At 64.7% G+C, this 17,309-nt stretch carries 13 protein-coding genes and 1 tRNA gene; 3 read left to right on the top strand and 11 right to left on the bottom strand.

All coding sequences use genetic code 11. From position 1 onward, the window contains the following. Positions 1–189 precede the first annotated feature (189 nt). Entirely contained in the window at positions 190–1,575 is a 1,386-nt protein-coding gene (hemN, locus tag RI103_RS04145; protein ID WP_310814147.1) for an oxygen-independent coproporphyrinogen III oxidase, read from the top strand. Positions 1,576–1,681: 106 nt separating this feature from the next. Next, positions 1,682–1,766 (top strand) — tRNA-Leu (locus RI103_RS04140). Between the two features lie 152 nt (positions 1,767–1,918). Here RI103_RS04140 and RI103_RS04135 read toward each other — a convergent pair. Then, complete coding sequence (locus RI103_RS04135; protein ID WP_310815167.1) at positions 1,919–3,304, bottom strand: amino acid permease; 1,386 nt, start codon at positions 3,302–3,304, stop codon at positions 1,919–1,921. A 214-nt stretch (positions 3,305–3,518) separates the two neighbouring features. Between RI103_RS04135 and RI103_RS04130 the strand changes: the two genes are divergently transcribed. Next, entirely contained in the window at positions 3,519–4,472 is a 954-nt protein-coding gene (locus RI103_RS04130; protein WP_310814146.1) for an alpha/beta hydrolase, read from the top strand. 69 nt (positions 4,473–4,541) lie between these two features. On the opposite strand, the gene poxB is transcribed toward RI103_RS04130, so the two are convergent. The 10 genes from poxB to RI103_RS04080 form a co-directional block, all read right to left on the bottom strand. After that, positions 4,542–6,266, bottom strand: coding sequence for a ubiquinone-dependent pyruvate dehydrogenase (gene poxB, locus RI103_RS04125; protein WP_310814145.1), 1,725 nt, complete (start codon positions 6,264–6,266; stop codon positions 4,542–4,544). Between the two features lie 137 nt (positions 6,267–6,403). Further along, a complete protein-coding gene (locus tag RI103_RS04120) occupies positions 6,404–7,237 on the bottom strand; it encodes a M55 family metallopeptidase (RefSeq protein WP_310814144.1) in 834 nt (277 codons plus the stop codon). After that, on the bottom strand, positions 7,237–8,322 hold the full coding sequence (locus RI103_RS04115; protein WP_310814143.1) for a P1 family peptidase: 1,086 nt from the start codon (positions 8,320–8,322) through the stop codon (positions 7,237–7,239). The genes RI103_RS04120 and RI103_RS04115 overlap by 1 nt, the downstream gene beginning before the upstream one ends. Then, positions 8,319–9,224 carry a glutathione ABC transporter permease GsiD gene (gene gsiD, locus RI103_RS04110; protein ID WP_310814142.1) on the bottom strand — a complete coding sequence of 302 codons (906 nt, stop codon included), beginning with the start codon at positions 9,222–9,224 and terminating at the stop codon, positions 8,319–8,321. The genes RI103_RS04115 and gsiD overlap by 4 nt, the downstream gene beginning before the upstream one ends. Positions 9,225–9,231: 7 nt before the next feature. After that, positions 9,232–10,152 (bottom strand): glutathione ABC transporter permease GsiC, encoded by a 921-nt coding sequence (gene gsiC / locus RI103_RS04105; RefSeq protein WP_310814141.1) that lies wholly within the window; start codon positions 10,150–10,152, stop codon positions 9,232–9,234. Positions 10,153–10,262: 110 nt separating this feature from the next. Next, positions 10,263–11,825, bottom strand: coding sequence for a glutathione ABC transporter substrate-binding protein GsiB (gene gsiB, locus RI103_RS04100; RefSeq protein WP_310814140.1), 1,563 nt, complete (start codon positions 11,823–11,825; stop codon positions 10,263–10,265). A gap of 84 nt (positions 11,826–11,909) precedes the next feature. Then, the gene (locus RI103_RS04095; protein WP_310814139.1) at positions 11,910–13,832 is read right to left on the bottom strand and encodes a dipeptide ABC transporter ATP-binding protein; all 1,923 of its coding nucleotides are present in this window, start codon (positions 13,830–13,832) and stop codon (positions 11,910–11,912) included. 72 nt (positions 13,833–13,904) lie between these two features. Further along, positions 13,905–14,897 (bottom strand): isoaspartyl peptidase/L-asparaginase, encoded by a 993-nt coding sequence (locus RI103_RS04090; RefSeq protein ID WP_310814137.1) that lies wholly within the window; start codon positions 14,895–14,897, stop codon positions 13,905–13,907. Continuing rightward, positions 14,894–15,868 (bottom strand): MurR/RpiR family transcriptional regulator, encoded by a 975-nt coding sequence (locus tag RI103_RS04085; protein ID WP_310814136.1) that lies wholly within the window; start codon positions 15,866–15,868, stop codon positions 14,894–14,896. The genes RI103_RS04090 and RI103_RS04085 overlap by 4 nt, the downstream gene beginning before the upstream one ends. Before the next feature lie 169 nt (positions 15,869–16,037). Then, positions 16,038–17,291 (bottom strand): MFS transporter, encoded by a 1,254-nt coding sequence (locus RI103_RS04080; RefSeq protein ID WP_310814135.1) that lies wholly within the window; start codon positions 17,289–17,291, stop codon positions 16,038–16,040. Positions 17,292–17,309: the final 18 nt, after the last annotated feature.

Genomic DNA, 17,309 nt, shown 5'->3' with positions numbered 1-17,309 from the left:
ACTATCAGACCCGCATTGTGCCACCGCATTCCGTGCGACCTTTTTACGCAATCGGACGAATGGCCGCTCACGTAAACTCGAAAAATCCTAAAGGCCATGCTCAAGAGGCGTCCGCGCTGTTCGATCCGGCCGCGCGAACCGCGCCGGTTCCCGCTTCTTCCTCGATGGCCGCCAGCCCTCGAGTCCCTCATGTCCACCGCCAACACGCTGTTCCGCCCCGACCTGCTTGCCAAATACAGCGCGAACGGCCCACGGTATACGTCCTATCCGACCGCCCTGCAGTTCCGCGACGACTTCGATCCAGCCGCCTATTTACGCGCCGCCGCCGACCCGGGCGCGTCGGCCACGGATCTCTCGCTGTACTTCCACATTCCGTTTTGCGACACCGTGTGTTTCTACTGCGGTTGCAACAAGGTCGCCACGAAAAACCGCGCCCATGCGCGTCCGTACCTCGAGCGGTTGAAGCGCGAAATGGCGTTGCAGGCGACATGTTTCGACACGCGGCGTCCGGTGTCGCAATTGCATTGGGGCGGCGGCACGCCAACCTTTTTGTCGCACGACGAAACGGCCGAACTGATGGCCGCCACGCGTGAGCACTTCACGCTGCTGCCCGATACTGAAGCCGAATATTCAATCGAAGTAGATCCGCGCGAAGCGTCGCCCGAGACTATCGCGCATCTGCGCAAGCTGGGTTTCAACCGGCTGAGCCTCGGCGTGCAGGATTTCGATCCGATCGTGCAGCAGGCGATCAACCGCATTCAGCCGCTCGAGATGACCGCCTCGGTGATGCAGGCCGCGCGCGACACCGGCTTTCACTCGATTGGTGTCGATCTGATCTACGGGCTGCCGCATCAAACGGTCGAGAGCTTCAGCCGGACGCTCGACACGATGCTCGCGCTCGCGCCCGATCGCCTCTCGGTGTTCGCCTATGCGCACATGCCGCAGCTTTTCAAGATGCAACGTCAGATGGACCCCGCCACGCTGCCCTCGCCTGAAGGTCGACTCGCGATCCTGCAACGCGTGGTCGAGCGTCTGACGGGCGCGGGCTACGTGTATATCGGCATGGATCACTTCGCGCTGCCCACCGACGAGCTTGCACGCGCGCAAGCGCAACGCACTTTGCACCGCAATTTCCAGGGCTACAGCACGCGGGCGGAATGCGATCTGATCGGCTTCGGCGCGTCGTCGATCGGCAAGGTCGGCGACGTGTATGCGCAGAACGTCAAGGATCTGTCCGGCTACGCCGCGGCGATCGATGCGGGCAAGCTCGCCATCACGCGCGGCGTGCGCCTTAGCGCCGACGACCGTCTGCGCCGCGATGTGATCACGCAACTGATGTGCAACCTGGAATTGCGCTTCGACGAATTCGAAGCGGCGTATGGCATCCGCTTCGCCGAGGCGTTCGAGCCGGAGCTGGAGCGTTTGCGCGGCTTCGAACAGGACGGACTGGTGTCGCTCGGCGCGGACAAACTCGAAGTGCGGATGGCCGGACGTATGCTCGTGCGCAACATCGCGATGGTGTTCGACCGTTATCTCGGGCAGCAGACACTCGAACGGTTTTCCCGTACGGTTTGATTGCGTTGAAGCGGGTGAAAGCAACTGGCTTGCCCGTCGTCCAATTTTCGGCCATAATCTGCGTCTTCGCCGCGCGCCAGCTTCTGACGCGTGCGCTGCAAGACCTGCCCAGGTGGTGAAATTGGTAGACGCAGGGGACTCAAAATCCCCCGCCGCAAGGCGTGCCGGTTCGATTCCGGCCCTGGGCACCAAAGAATTCGAAAGACCGCTGTTTCAGCATTTCCTCGAACCCCGCCAGCACATGCTGCTCGCGGGGTTTGTCGTTTCTGGCCCGGCTGAAAACCTCACTGGACTCAAACGGCGTGAGCGCGACCTCGCCGCCCACGCCATTCGCAACACCCTCCTACCGCCCCGCCATCCGCGCGCCACCCTGTAAAGCAGCGCGCCGGCGCTTGAACACATATCCGGCCCACATCACCACCAGCCACGCCGGCACCAGCCACACCGAAACCGACAACCCGGGCGTCATCGCCAGAATCACGAGGATCAGCGCCATGAACGCGAGGCAGATCCAGTTGCTGACCGGGAACCAGAACGACTTGAACACGAGCGTCTCGCCCGCCGCGACCATCGCCTTGCGCGACTTGAGGTGCGTCAGGCTGATCAGCGCCCAGTTCAGCACCAGCGCCGCCACCACCAGCGCCATCAGCAGGCCGAGCACTTCGGCCGGAATCAGGTAGTTGACGATCACGCACGTGAACGTGGCGAGCGCCGACAAGCCGATCGCCATATACGGCACGCCGCGCCGGTCGACCTTCATCAGCGCGCGCGGCGCATTGCCCTGTTCCGCGAGGCCGTAGAGCATGCGGCTATTCGCATACACGCCGCTGTTGTACACCGACAGCGCCGCAGTCAACACAACCACGTTGAGCACGTTCGCGGTCAGCGTCGAACCGATCTGCGAGAAGATCATGACGAACGGACTGCCGCCTGCCGCCACTTCGTTCCACGGGTACAACGACAGCAGCACCGCCAGCGAGCAGATGTAGAAAATCAGAATCCGGTAGATCACCTGATTCACGGCCTTCGGAATGCTCTTCTGCGGCTCGTCGGCTTCCGCCGCCGTAATGCCGATCAGTTCCAACCCGCCGAATGAGAACATGATGACCGCGAGCATCATGAACAGGCCATGAAACCCATGCGGGAAAAAGCCGCCGTGCGCCCACAGGTTGGAGATCGAGGCTTGCGGGCCGCCGTGGCCGCTGATCAGCAGATAGCCGCCGAACACGATCATGCCGATCACCGCCACGACTTTGATGATCGCGAACCAGAACTCGGTTTCGCCGTAGGCTTTGACGTTGGCGAGATTGATCGCGTTGATGCCGGCGAAACACACCAGCGCCGACACCCACGTCGGCACGCCGGGCCACCAGTAATGAACGTAAGTGCCGACGGCGGTCAGCTCGGCCATGCTCACGAGCACATACAACACCCAATAATTCCAGCCCGACAGAAAGCCGGGAAAGTCGCCCCAATACTTGTACGCGAAGTGGCTGAACGAACCGGCCACTGGCTCCTGCGCCACCATTTCGCCTAACTGCCGCATGATCATGAAGGCGATGATGCCGCCGATCGCGTAGCCGAGAATCATCGACGGTCCGGCTGCCTGCAAGACGCTGGCGGAGCCGAGAAACAGGCCGGTGCCGATCGCGCCGCCCAGCGCGATCAGCTGGATATGGCGATTCTTGAGCCCGCGCTTCAGGCCGTCTTGCTGCTGTGCACTATTCAACATTGCGTCCCAGTGTATGGATATCGATCACCCGACTGGACTTATGGCCCGGTCCGGCAGAACCTGAAATTTTACCGTGGCCGATATTGGCTAAATAGTGGGAGCAACCCGCGCTTGGTTGTGCGCCGCACCTAACGGCGAGGATAGGGATTGTCACTGACGCAGGGCTTCTGTATGTTGCCCTAGTCGGGCTTTCAGCCTTCGGAGATTCAACATGTCGCCCAAACGTCTGCTTTGCGCCGCTACTTTGTGTCTCTGCTTGACGGGGGCCGCCGCATTCGCCCAAACGACCGCGCCCGCCGCGGCACCGGCGCCCACCATGGCACCGAGCATGGCGCCCGCTGCCGAGCCGGCCGACGAGACGGGCACGGAGGCAAGCGCGCCCGAAGCACCGGCGCCGGCGCCCGTGGCGCCCGCCGCACCACCCGCCAAGGCGGCCGCCGCGCCGCCTCCCGCCGCGCCCATGACCGGCCCGGTGCGCAACGTGGTGCTGGTGCACGGCGCGTTCCTCGACGGATCGAGCTGGAACGGCGTGGTCGCCAAACTGCAGCAGAAGGGCTATCACGTGAGTTCGGTGCAGAATCCGCTCACCTCACTCGCCGACGACGTTGCCGCGACCCGCCGCGTCCTCGCGCGTCAGGACGGCCCGACCATACTGGTGGGCCACTCGTGGGGCGGCGTGGTGATCACCGAGGCGGGCGCGAACGCGCCGAACGTCGCCGGCCTCGTGTATGTCGCGGCGATCGCGCCGGACCTGCATGAGTCGACCATGGATCTGATGAAGCGCGCCGCGCCGGCGCCTGTGGGCGCGGGCATCATGAAGGATTCGAGCGGCTTCCTCTGGCTCGACCGCACGAAATACCACGCTGACTTCGCCGCGGACGTCCCGGAGAATCTGACGCGCGTGCTGGCCACCGCGCAGGTGCCGATCGCCGCGACGGCCTTCAATGAGACGGTCAGCCAGGTCGCCTGGAAAGAAAAGCCATCGTGGTACGTGCTCACGACGCGCGACCGGGCGTTGTCGCCGGACGTCGAAAAATTCATGGCCGACCGGATGGGCGCTAAGATCGTGCCGATGGCGTCGAGCCACCTGGTGCCCGTGTCGCACGCGGGCGCGATCGCCGACGTGATCGATCGCGCGGCGCGCGAATTGAGCCGGCAGCAATAATCCTGTTCAGACGTATGCGCGAACGTCATCGCGCATACGCCGGTCGAAACAACTCAACCCCACCGCTTTTCAGCGCAGATTCGTGGTCGCCAGCTCGACGACCTCGTCGCCGCGGCCATTCAACACGGCCCGCAGCATATACAGGCTGAAGCCCTTGGCCTGCGCCCATTGGATCTTCGGCGGCATCGCGAGCTCGTGCTTGGCGGTCACCACGTCGATCACCGCCGGCCCCGGATGCGCGAATGCCTCGCGCAACGCCGGCTCGATGTTCTCCGACAGTTCGATTCGGACACCGTAGATTCCCGCGCCGCGCGCGATCGCCGAGAAATCGGTCGTAGCCAGATCGGTGCCGGCCTCGAGATAGCCGCCCGCCTTCATCTCCATCGCGACGAAACCGAGCGTGCTGTTGTTGAACACCACGACCTTGATCGGCAGATTGAGCTGGCGCGCGGTGAGCAGGTCGCCAAGCAGCATCGACAGACCACCGTCGCCCGACAGCGAAATCACCTGGCGGCCCGGCTCGGCCGCCTGCGCGCCCAGGGCTTGCGGCATCGCATTCGCCATCGAACCGTGATTGAACGAACCGTGCAACGTGCGCTTGCCGTTCATGGTCAGATAACGCGCGGCCCAGAGCGTCGGCGTGCCGACGTCGACGGAGAACACCGCGTCTTCGTTGGCGACCTTGTCGACGATGCTGGTGAGGTATTGCGGATGAATCGCGCGCCCCGGATCGGACGGCCGCGCGAGATCGTCGAGGTCCTTGCGCGTGTCTGCGTAGTGCTTGCGCGCATTCTCGAGGAAGCGCCGGTCGCTCTTGCGCTTGAGCTTCGGCATCAGCGCCTGCAAGGTCGCCTTCACATCGCCGACCAGACCGAGCTTCAACGGTGCGCGCTTGCCCAGCGCGGAACCACGCCGGTCGATCTGTACCACGTTGCCGTGCGACGGATAGAAGTTGCGATACGGGAAATCGGTGCCGAGCATCACGAGCGTGTCGCACGACATCATCGCGTGATAGCCGGAGCTGAAGCCGATCAGCCCGGTCATGCCGACATCGAACGGGTTGTCCCACTCCACGTATTGCTTGCCGCGCAGCGCATGCACGGTTGGCGCGCCGAGCTGATCGGCGAAGGCGACCACTTCATCGTGCGCGCCGGCGCAGCCGCTGCCGCACAGCAGCGTCACGCCGCCCGCCTGGTTGAGCAGATCGGCGAGCCGGTCGAGATCCGCCCCGGACGGCACCACCGTCGAACGTTCCAGCGTGCCGGCCCATGCCGGCGTTTCGTCGGGCGCCTCACCCAGCGCGACATCGCCCGGCAGCACGATCACCGCAACCCCGCGCTCTTCGATCGCGGTGCGCATGGCGCGCGCCAGCACACGCGGAAACTGCGACGGATTCGTCACCAGTTCGACGTAGTGACTGCACTCCTTGAACAACTCTTGCGGATGGGTTTCCTGAAAATAGCCGAGGCCGATTTCCGAGGACGGAATGTGCGCGGCAATCGCGAGCACAGGCTGATGATTGCGATGACAGTCGTACAGGCCGTTGATGAGGTGCAGATTGCCGGGACCGCAACTTCCCGCGCAGACGGCGAGTTTGCCGGTCGCGGCGGCATCGGCGCCGGCGGCGAAGGCGGCCACTTCTTCGTGGCGCGTGTGCATCCAGCGAATCGAACCGAGGCGTTGCAAGCTATCCGACAGGCCGTTCAGGCTGTCGCCCGTCACGCCCCAGATTCGCTCGATGCCCGCCGCCGCCAGTGTTTTGGCCAGATAATCCGCGATAGTCTGCTTACCCATGCTGTGCTCCGCTCAGTGAGAAAGACGCTGCCTCCGGAATGCAGGAGAGTAACGCTTCCTCGCGAAACGTGCCGCCACGGTGCCGCTGTATGCGTGGCGAAATGGCCGCGCCTGGAGGACGGTCGGTTCTCGCGCGCTCAGCGCAACATGAACGACATGGCCGATAGGCAATTGAGCATGCGCACCGCATGTTCCGCCGACGCCGCGCCAAAGCGCAGCGTGACAGCATCGACGCGCGTGAGCGTCGGCCATTGGCAGAACAGATCGGCAAGCGCGCTGGTTTGCACGCGCAGTTCGCATTCCACCGACTTCGCTTCGGTGCGTGTGGATTCGCGCGCGTGTCCCTTCGCGAGATGCTGCTGAACCACTTCACGCGCGGCGGCTTCGATAGCGGCGCGCGCGTTTGCCGGCGATTGCGTGACGCCGCTTGCATGCCCCGTCGCGCTCTTCGTGACGACAAAGCGCGCGCCCGGAAAACGCGGCGCGGTTTCTTCGGCAAAGACGTCGTCGCCGGATAAAAGCGCGACCTGTGCGCCATATTCTTCAGCCAGCGCGCCGTACACGCCCGCCTCGCCGACCTCGACACCGTTCAGCGAAACGCGCGCGAACGCAAAGCTGTTGATGGTGTGCGCGAGGATGCCGCGCGTTTGCGACATCGCGTGATAGCCGATCATGAAGACCAGCGCCGCGCCGTATTCGAGCCCGGCCATCATGCCTAGCGTGCGCGGCTTGCCGAGCACCGCCTGGGCGCGCGCGTCGAGCAGGTCGGGGAGCAGATTGCGAAAGCCGCCGTGAGAGTCGTTGACCCACACGTGCGTCGCGCCGCCGGCGAAGGCGCCTTCAATCGCAGCATTGGCTTCGAGCGTCATCCAGCGGCGCGCGGCTTCGTATTCGCCGTTGCCCGCGCGCGTTTGCTCAGGATGAAACACACCGGCAATGCCTTCGATGTCGGTGGAAATGAGGACTTTCATCAGGGATTGGGCTTGAGTAGTTGGGCGAGATCGGGCACTGCGTCACGCAGCGATAGACGTCGATGGCCGTCGCGCCCGGTCAAGGACGCAGCGCTCCACAAGGCATCGAGAATCGCCTGCTCGACGCTGTCCGCGCACGCGCGAAAGAGCGGGTCCAGACGCTCGTCCGCGAGCAACGGCGGGAGCGTGATGAAGTCGGCGCCGTGCGGCACGGCGTAGGCCGTCGAAAACGCGAGTGCGATATCGCCGCTGCCGTGGCCGTACACCGAGCCGGTGCGCGCGAGACCCGCCGCCGCGCGCAAGGAGAGACGTTTGAGTTGGCGCGCGTCGAGCGGCGCGTCGGTGGCGACGATCATGATGATCGAACCTTGCTCGGGTTTCGCCGCCAAGGCGCCCGATAACGCCGCGGCCTTGGCATGGCGTTCGACCAGCCCACGGCCGAGCGGCATGCCGTCGATGGCCAGCATCGGCAGGCGGCCGAAGTTCGCCAGCACGAGTGCGCCGACGGTATAGCTACGGCCCGCCGCGCTCACCACGCGCGACGCATTGCCTATGCCGCCCTTCAGATCGAAGCACGACATGCCCCGGCCCGCGCCGACCGAGCCGCTCGCAACATCCGCGTTGGCCGCTGCATACGCATCGTCGAAATGCTGCGCGGTGACGGCCAGTGCCTGGATATCGTTCAGGTAACCGTCATTGCATTCGAACACCAGCGGATTGACAGTCGACCACTCGCGTCCGATCCGCGGATTCGCGCGAATGGCCGCGCGAATCTGCGCCTGCGCGACGGCGGCAACGCCGAACGTATTGGTCAACGCAATCGGCGTCTCCAGCGTGCCGAGCTCCTCGACCTGCACGAGTCCGACGCTCTTGCCGAACCCGTTTATCACCGACGCCGCCGCGGGCACCTTGGCGAGAAACGGATCGCCGTCGTGTGGACGAATCACGGTCACGCCGGTTTGCACGTCGCCTTGATCGAGCGTGCAATGTCCGACCGTCACGCCCTGCACATCGGCAATCGTGCCGAGCGGACCGCATGGTAGTTCGCCGATATGCGGTGCGTTTCGAAGCTCACTCGACTTCATGGCCGGTCGAGCTTCGGATCGAGCGCATCGCGCAAACCATCGCCGAGCAGGTTGAACGCCAGCACGGTCAGGAAGATCGCCAGACTCGGAAACAGCGCGATATGCGGCGCCGTGACCATGTCGGCACGCGCTTCGTTGAGCATCGCGCCCCACTCGGGCGTCGGCGGTTGTGCGCCGAGTCCGAGAAACGACAGACTCGCCGCGGTGATGATCGACGTGCCGATGCGCATCGTGAAGTACACCACCACAGACGAAATCGTCCCCGGCAGAATGTGTCGCACGATGATGGTCCAATCCGACGCGCCGATGCTGCGCGCCGCCTCGATATACGTGAGCTGCTTGAGCATCAGCGTATTGCCGCGCACGAGCCGCGCGAACGCCGGAATGCTGAAGATCGCGACCGCGCAGATCACGTTGATCATGCCGTTGCCGAGAATCGCCACCACGCCGATCGCCAGCAGAATGCCGGGAAAGGCGAACAGCACGTCGGCGACACGCATCGTGATGCGATCCCACCAGCCTTCGTAGTAGCCGGCCAGCAAGCCGAAGAACGTGCCGATCACCGCGCCGATCGCAACAGAGAGAAACCCCGCTTCGAGCGAAATACGCGAGCCCGCCAGAATGCGGCTGAAGATATCGCGGCCCAGCGAATCCACGCCGAACCAGTGCGCCGCGGACGGCCCCGCGTTCAGCGCGTCGTAGTCGAAAAAATTCTCCGGATCGTACGGCACGATATGCGGCGCGGCGATCGCGACCGCGATCAACAGCAGCACGAAGATGCCGGCGCCGAGCGCCACGTGCTGCTTACGGAATTTGCGCCAGAACTCGCTCCACGGCGTGCGGATCGCGCGTTCTGCTTTGGCGGCTTGCGCCGTGGTCGGCTCGGTGGCGGTCGTGCTCATGCGGGCCTCACTTGAAACGGATGGTCGGGTTGATCACGGCGTACAGCACGTCCACGACCAGATTGATGATGATGAATTCCAGCGAGAACAACAGCACTTCAGCCTGAATCACCGGGTAGTCGCGCATCGATACGGCATCCACCAGCAGGCGCCCGAGGCCCGGCCAGTTGAACACCACTTCGACCACGATCGAACCACCCAGCAGAAAGCCGAATTGCAGACCCATCATCGTGATGACGGGAATCATCGCGTTGCGCAGGCAGTGTTTGACGATCACGAGACGCTCGGGCACGCCCTTGGCGCGCGCGGTCCGCACGAAATCTTCGTTCATCACTTCGACGAACGAAGCACGCGTGAAGCGCGCCATCACCGCCGCGACGGCCGCGCCGAGCGTGAGCGACGGCAACACGTAGCTCTGCCACGAACCGTCGCCGACAATCGGCAGCCAGCCGAGCTGCACCGAAAAAATCTCCATCAGCAGCATGCCGAGCGCGAACGCGGGAAACGAAATGCCCGACACCGCGAGCGTCATACCGAGCCGGTCGGGCCAGCGGTTGCGCCACACGGCCGAGACGATGCCGATACCCATGCCCAGCACCACCGCCCACACCATGCTGGCGAGCGTGAGCAGCAGCGTCGGCATGAAGCGCTCGCCGATTTCCTGGCTGACCGGGCGCTTGCTGCGCGTCGAGATGCCGAAGTCGCCGTGCGCGATCTTCACGAAGAAGCTGGCGAACTGCTGCGGCATCGGCTTGTTCAGACCGAGGTCGGCACGCACCAGCGCGACTGTCGCCTCGTCCGCATCGGGACCGGCGGCGAGCCGCGCCGGATCGCCCGGCAACAGATGCACGAACAGGAACACCAGCACGGCGACGATGAAGAGCGTCGGCAGCAGGCCAAAGAGACGTTTGACGAGGAAGTTCAGCATGACATCCAATCCGGCAATGATGCGGGCAACGAAAGATCTTGTGCTTCTGCACGGCGACCGCGCGGCGCGGCGTGCTAACGAACGGCACGCCGGCGCGCACGCTCAGCTCATCACTTGATCGCGATCTCGTCGAAATTGAACGAACCGTCCGGCGCCACATAAGCTCCCGACAGACGCTTGCTGCGCGCGTACACGACCTTTTCCTTGACGAGGAAAATCCACGGCGCGTCGGTCCAGATGCGTTTTTGCGCGTCGGTGTAGAGTTCGGCTTTCTTCGTGCGGTCGGTGGTTTCGAGCGCCTGCTTCAGATCGCTGTCGACGGTGTCGTTCTTGTAGTACGCGGTGTTGACCATCTTCGGTGGGAACGAAACCGACGCGAGCAGCGGCGTGATCGCCCAATCCGCTTCACCCGTCGACGACGACCAGCCCGAGTAGTACATACGGACCGGCGCCGTCGCCGCATCCTGCGCGCTTTCCACCTTGGCGACACGTTGACCCGCCTCGAGCGCTTCGACCTGCGCCTTGATGCCCACTTGCGCGAGTTGCTGCTGCACGAACTGGATCACCTTCTGCGCGGTCGAGTAGTTATACGCGGACCACAGCGTGGTTTCGAAACCGTTCGGATAACCCGCTTCCTTCAGCAACGCGCGCGCCTTGGCCGGATCGTACGGCCACGGACCCTGCTTGACCGCATAGTCGACGCCTTGCGGCACCACGCCGTCGGCCGGCGTCGCGTAACCGGCGAACACGACCTTGGTGAGCGCGTCCTTGTTGACCGCGTAGTTCAGCGCTTCACGCACCTTCGGATTGTCGAACGGCTTCTGGTTCACGTTCAGGCTGATATAGCGCTGAATGATCGACGGCGACGCGATCAGATCCACCTTCGGGCTCGACTGCAATTGCGCGGCCTGTTCGAACGGCACCTGGAACGCGAAGTCCGCTTCGCCGGTGCGCATCAGCGCAGCGCGCGTGTTGTTGTCGACCACCGGCTTCCAGTCGATCGCGTCGACTTTCGGGTAACCCTTCTTCCAGTAACCGGCGAACTTCTTTACCGTCAGATCGCCCGCCGGATCCCATTTCACCAGTTCGAACGGACCCGTGCCGACCGGATGGAACGCGATGTCCTTGCCGTACTTCTTCAGCGCGTCCGGCGAAATCATCACCGCCGAAGGATGCGCCAGCACATTGACAAACGCCGAGAACGGCGCCTTCAGCGTGATCTTCACCGTGTACGGATCGACCACCTCGGTTTTCTCGATACGGTTGAACATGTTGTAACGCTTGAGCTTGTTCGCCGGATCCGTGACGCGGTCGAAGTTCGCCTTCACTGCGGCCGCGTTGAAGTCAGTGCCGTCCTGGAACTTCACGCCGTGGCGCAGCTTGAACGTGTAGACCTTCGCGTCCGGGCTGGCTTCGTAGCTATCGGCCAGCACGTTGACCAGCTTCATGTCCTTGTCGAACCCGAACAGTCCTTGATAGAACGACTTGGCGACGGCTTGCGAAAGCGTGTCGTTGGCATCGTACGGATCGAGCGTGGTGAAGGTCGAGGCGACGGCCATCACGGCCGTGGTATCGGCGTGCGCCGCATTGCCCGCGAGCATCGCGAACACCACCGCGCCGCCGCTGACCAGCGCGCGCAAACGAAACGGAGAAGACGGGACCAGCAGGTTCATGAGGTTGGCTCCAGGCTGCGAAATGAAAACAGGTTGTGATGCTGCGAGAAGAAGCGTGTTGCTTTAGGTTTTTAGTACGGGTTTTTAGTACGCGCCGCCCACGCGATGCTGGGCGACGAAATGATCCGGTCCGACGGCAACGAGCGGCGCCACGACCGGTTCATCGTGCAGCGCGCGGATCGGGCTGGGAATCTCGTCGGCGGCGAGCATGCGTTTGGCGTGACGGCGCGCCGGATCGGCGACGGGCACCGCGCCCATTAGCTTGCGCGTGTACGAATGCTGCGGCGCTTCGAACACCGCGCGGCGTGGGCCGATTTCGACGATCTGCCCGAGATACATCACCGCGACGCGATGACTGACGCGTTCGACCACCGCCATGTCGTGCGAAATGAACAGATACGCGACACCGAGTTCACGCTGCAGATCGAGCATCAGGTTGACGATCTGCGCTTGCACCGAGACGTCGAGTGCCGAGACGGATTCGTCGGCGATCACGACTTTGGGGTTCAGCGCCAGCGCCCGCGCGATCGCGATGCGTTGCCGCTGACCGCCGGAGAATTCGTGCGGATAGCGCCGCGCGGCTTCGGGCGGCAAGCCGACTTTTTCGAGCAGCCATGCCACGCGCGCTTGCGCTTCTGCGCCCTGCGCGACGCCATGCACAAGCAGCGGCTCCATGATCGAGAAGCCGACCGTCAGACGCGGATTCAGCGAGGCGAACGGATCCTGGAAAATAAACTGGATATCGCGGCGCAGCGCCTGTAACGCGGGGCCCGTCAGCGAGCTGATTTCCTTGCCGTTGAACTCGATCGACCCGCTTTGACTTTCGACGAGACGCAGCAGCGAGCGCCCCGTGGTCGATTTGCCGCAACCCGATTCGCCGACCAGCGCGAGCGTTTCGCCGGGCCGCAAATCGAAGCTGACTTTTTCCACCGCATGCACGCGGCCCGTCAAGCGGCCGAACAGTCCGCTCTTCACCGGAAAGCGCGTGACCAGATCGCGGACTCGCAGAATCGGCGGCGTGGTTTCCTGCACCAGCGGCTGCGTTTCTTCGGCGACGGCGGCAGCGGGACGCACGGCCTGGTCGGTGCCGCTCAAGCTCGCCTGCTCGACGGTCAGGATCGGAAACTTGGCCGGCTGATCGGTGCCTTGCATCGCGCCGAGACGCGGCACCGCGGCGAGCAGCGCCTTCGTATAAGGATGCGACGGCGCGGCGAACAACGCGTCGGACGCGCCCTCTTCCACCTTCTCGCCGCGATACATCACCAGCACGCGGTCCGCCACTTCGGCGACCACGCCCATGTCGTGCGTGATGAAGATCACGCCCATGTTCATCTCGTCCTGCAAGCCGCGAATCAATTGCAGGATCTGCGCCTGGATCGTCACGTCGAGTGCGGTGGTCGGCTCGTCGGCGATCAGCAAGGCGGGTTTGCACGACAGCGCCATCGCGATCATCACGCGCTGGCGCATGCCGCCCGACAGTTGATGCGGGAAACGCGCCGCCACGCGCCGCGCCTCCGGAATGCGCACGAGTTCGAGCAGGCGCAGCGTCTCAGCGTGCGCGGCGGAGCGGCTCTTGCCCTGATGCAAGGCAATCGCCTCGCTGATCTGATCGCCCACCGTGAAGACCGGGTTGAGCGAGGTCATCGGCTCCTGAAAGATCATCGCGATGTCGGCGCCGCGAATCGAACGCATCGTGCCGGACGACGCTTTCGCGAGGTCGAGCACGCTGCCGTCGCGGCGCCGAAAAGCGATGCTGCCGCCGGCAAGGCGCCCACCGCCGTGCTCGATCAGCCGCATCAACGCGAGCGAGGTCACCGATTTGCCCGAACCCGATTCGCCGACGATCGCCAGCGTCTCGCCGCGCTCGACCGTCAGCGAGAGATGGCGCACCGCGTTGAACGTGGTGTCGCCGCTGCGGAAGGCGACCGACAGATCGTCGACCGCGAGCACGCGTTGCGGCGGCAAGGTTTCGATAAGCGGGCGGGCAGTGTGCGATGAAGTCGGCACGGTGGTTCCTTTGGATTCGAACGCTGCTAGCGAAAATTCAGGCAAGGGTTCAGGCGACTGGCGGCAGACGGACTAGCGGTAAATCGCCGTCACCGGCGCTTCGCCGAGCCGCGCAAAGCCGCGATACATGCCTTCGGTATTGAAAGGCAGCGTGACGTTGCCGCGCGCGTCGACCGCGATCAGGCCACCGCGTCCGCCGATCTTCGGCAAGCGGTTCATCACCACGTCGTCGGCCGCTTCCTGCAGCGACACATTGCGGTAAGCCATTTGCGCCGCGACGTCGTAGGCCGCGACCATGCGCATGAACATTTCGCCTGAGCCGGTGGTCGAGACCGCGCAGGTCGCGTCGTCCGCATAGCAGCCCGCGCCGATCAGCGGCGTATCGCCGACCCGGCCAACCTGCTTGTTGGTGACGCCGCCGGTCGAGGTCGCCGCCGCCACATGGCCGTGTTGATCGAGCGCGACCGCGCCGACGGTGCCGAACTTGCGGTTCGGATCGATCGGTTCGTGCGGCACCGGGTCGTCGTCACTCGGAGACGGCGCGGCGGAGAGCGTCGCTCCATCGTGATCGAGCATGGCCCGCTGCTGACCGCGCGCGATCAGCCATTGACGATGGCGCGCTTCGGTATGGAAATACGCCGGCTCGGCGAATTCGAGTCCTTGCGCGGCGGCGAACGCTTCCGCGCCTTCGCCGGTGAATAACACATGCTCGCTGCGTTCGAGCACGCGGCGCGCCGCCAGAATCGGATTGCGCACGCGCTTCACACAACAGATCGCGCCGGCTTCGAGCGTGCTGCCGTCCATGATCGCCGCGTCGAGTTCGTGCGTGCCGGCCGCCGTGTAGACCGCGCCGTGGCCCGCGTTGAAAAGCGGACAATCTTCGAGCAGGCGCACGGCTTCGCTCACGGCGTCGAGGGCGCTGCCGCCGTCGGCGAGCACACGTTGCCCGGCGCTCAGCACCGCATGCAAGGCGGCGTGGTATTCGGCTTCGGCGCTGGCCGACATCGACGTGCGCAGGATCGTCCCTGCCCCGCCATGAATGGCAATCACTGCGTTGGAGTTCATCGTTTGGTTTTCGTAGTGCGAGGTTTTCGGGTGGTTCGGGTCGCGCTGCGCGCGGGCCGCTCGTTCGTGCCGGCCGCTTCGGCCCGCGGGTCCACGAGCCACGGCAACACGAATTCGCTGACTTCGGCGGCGGCCTTCACCGAGCGTTTGGCCCGATACGCCACCGCGTCGCACAGCGCTTCGATCACCGCGAGCACGGCCGAATCGGCATTCGCCGCGAGCCGCCGGTCCGCGCGGATGTAGAGCGAAAGATCGGCGAATTGCGCGAGCGGCGAGCGCGGGCTGTCGGTGAGCGCGAGCACGCGAGCGCCACGGCCTGCCGCGCGTCGCGCGAGTTCGATGGTGTCTTCGACGTAACGTGGAAAGGCGATGCCGATGAGCAGATCGTGCTCGTTGGAAGCGACCAGACGCCGCCCGGCGTGCGACGGTCCGCCCATCAGCGCGAGCGACTGCACGTTGTCGTGATACGGCATCAGGCCGTGTTCCATGAGTCCTGCGAGAAACGCGCTGGCGCCGTAGCCGAGCACGAACACGCGGCGCGCGGCGATGATCGCTTCGACGGCGGCTTCGGCCGCGGCGCTGTCGATCGCCGTGCGAGTGGCGTGCAGATTGTTGGCGGCCTGTTCGAGCGATGCGTCCACCACATCGTCGCCGGCTGCGAGCGACTCCTGCGCACTGCGCAAGCGCTCGACCGGCGCAAGCGTCGCTTCGAAGCCGCGCACCAGCGCTTCACGAAACTGCGGGTAGCCGTCGAAACCGAGCGCGCGGGCGAAGCGATTCGCCGTCGCCACCGAGGCGTCGACCACGCTGGCCAATTCGTCGATTCGCATGGTCGCCGCGCGAAACAGATTGGCCAGCACGTAGTCGCCCATGCGCCGATGAATCGGTGTGAGGGTCGGCATGGCCGCGGCGATACGCGCGGCGATGGCCTGCTCGGCGGGACTGGAAGCAACGGGCGGTTGATGAATCATGCGAGCGAGGGCGCGGTGCCCGGGGCGTAATGAAAATGAATGAAAGTATATTTACACGGAAATCTCTCAGAAAAAAATTCATTTTCATTTTCGAGGGTTTTCACCGACGACCAGCGCTCAACCGACGCATCTCCATCGCACGCCGACCCGGCTTCTTGAAAATCTGTTTTCAGCAAGCCGCAGCGCTTTGCTCAGGAATGCCAGCCAGCCGTGCCGCCGGCGACATCACGATGATCAACGCCTGCACGAGGAAGGCGGCCGCCGCCGCGACCAGACACGCGTCCATGCCCCACCGCGCGCTGATCGCCGCGCCGAGCAATGCGCCGAGCGGCCGCGCGCCGTAGGTGGCCGTGCTGTTGAGCGCGGAGACGCGGCCCATCATCCGTTCGGGCGTGATGGCCTGGCGCAGCGTGGTCGAGCCGACCACCCACAGAATCGGTCCGGCGCCGAGCAGGAAGAAGCTCAGCATCGCCAGCCAGAACGACGGCGCGGCGAGCGTCGCCACCATCACGAGCGATGCGAGCAATCCGCACGACGGTCCGATGATCAACACGCGGCCGAAGACGAGGCGTCGCGCGATGGCGGGCGCGGCGAGCGCGCCGCACACCATGCCGACACCGTAGGCGCCGAGCGTCACTCCGATCGCCGACGCGCTCAGACCCAGCCGATGCACCGCGTACGGCACATACACCGCTTGCAGCACGAAGAAGCCAAGATTGAAAAACACCGCGGTCGCGAGCATGGGACGCAGCAGCGCATCGCGCAGCACGAAACGCGTACCGTCGCGCAGTTCCAGCATGAAGTGACGTTGCGGCACTGCAGTGCGCGCCGGTTCGCGCAAGCCCGCCAGCAACGCGACGGCCAACGCCGACAGCGCGGCCGCACAGCCATACGCCCAACCCGCGCCGATCCAGCCGACCAGCAACCCGCCGAGCGCCGGCCCCGCGGAATACGCGACGCTGCGCGCGAGTTCCAGTCGGCTGTTCGCGCTGGCGTACGCTTCGCGCGGCACGAGCGCGGGCACCAGCGAAGGCGCCGCGACGTTGTAGGCCACCGTGCCGGTCGCGGCAATGAAGCCGAGCGCGGCGAGCAGCGGCAGGCTCAACGCATGTGTCATCACGAGCAGCAGCACGCACAGCATGGCGATGACGCGCACGCTTTCGGCGAGCGTCATCAACGTGCGGCGTGAACGGCGGTCGGCCCAGACGCCGAGCGGGATCGACAGCAACAGGAACGGCAGCGTCTGCGCGGTCTGCAACAGACCCGTGTCGCGCGCGTCGGCGCCGAGTGCGAAGACCGCGACGAGCGGCGCGGCGGCGAGGCTGATCTGCTCGGCGGATTGCGCGACCAGGTTCGACCACGCGAGTCGCTGAAAGGCGGCCGGCAGTCGGTGTGCAGATAACGTGGAGGATGTAGCGTGCATCGACGAACTCCTGCGACG

The sequence above is a fragment of the Paraburkholderia sp. FT54 genome (assembly GCF_031585635.1).
In the GTDB taxonomy this organism is placed as follows: domain Bacteria; phylum Pseudomonadota; class Gammaproteobacteria; order Burkholderiales; family Burkholderiaceae; genus Paraburkholderia.
This window is presented reverse-complemented; position numbering and strand designations above follow the sequence as displayed.

Excerpts from the sequence above, each read along its gene's own strand:
- gsiB (WP_310814140.1), bottom strand. The coding sequence starts at position 11,825 with ATGAACCTGCTGGTCCCGTCTTCTCCGTTTCGTTTGCGCGCGCTGGTC.
- poxB (WP_310814145.1), bottom strand. The coding sequence starts at position 6,266 with ATGGGTAAGCAGACTATCGCGGATTATCTGGCCAAAACACTGGCGGCG.
- gsiC (WP_310814141.1), bottom strand. The coding sequence starts at position 10,152 with ATGCTGAACTTCCTCGTCAAACGTCTCTTTGGCCTGCTGCCGACGCTC.
- hemN (WP_310814147.1), top strand. The coding sequence starts at position 190 with ATGTCCACCGCCAACACGCTGTTCCGCCCCGACCTGCTTGCCAAATAC.
- RI103_RS04080 (WP_310814135.1), bottom strand. The coding sequence starts at position 17,291 with ATGCACGCTACATCCTCCACGTTATCTGCACACCGACTGCCGGCCGCC.
- gsiD (WP_310814142.1), bottom strand. The coding sequence starts at position 9,224 with ATGAGCACGACCGCCACCGAGCCGACCACGGCGCAAGCCGCCAAAGCA.
- RI103_RS04130 (WP_310814146.1), top strand. The coding sequence starts at position 3,519 with ATGTCGCCCAAACGTCTGCTTTGCGCCGCTACTTTGTGTCTCTGCTTG.
- RI103_RS04090 (WP_310814137.1), bottom strand. The coding sequence starts at position 14,897 with ATGAACTCCAACGCAGTGATTGCCATTCATGGCGGGGCAGGGACGATC.
- RI103_RS04085 (WP_310814136.1), bottom strand. The coding sequence starts at position 15,868 with ATGATTCATCAACCGCCCGTTGCTTCCAGTCCCGCCGAGCAGGCCATC.
- RI103_RS04120 (WP_310814144.1), bottom strand. The coding sequence starts at position 7,237 with ATGAAAGTCCTCATTTCCACCGACATCGAAGGCATTGCCGGTGTGTTT.
- RI103_RS04115 (WP_310814143.1), bottom strand. The coding sequence starts at position 8,322 with ATGAAGTCGAGTGAGCTTCGAAACGCACCGCATATCGGCGAACTACCA.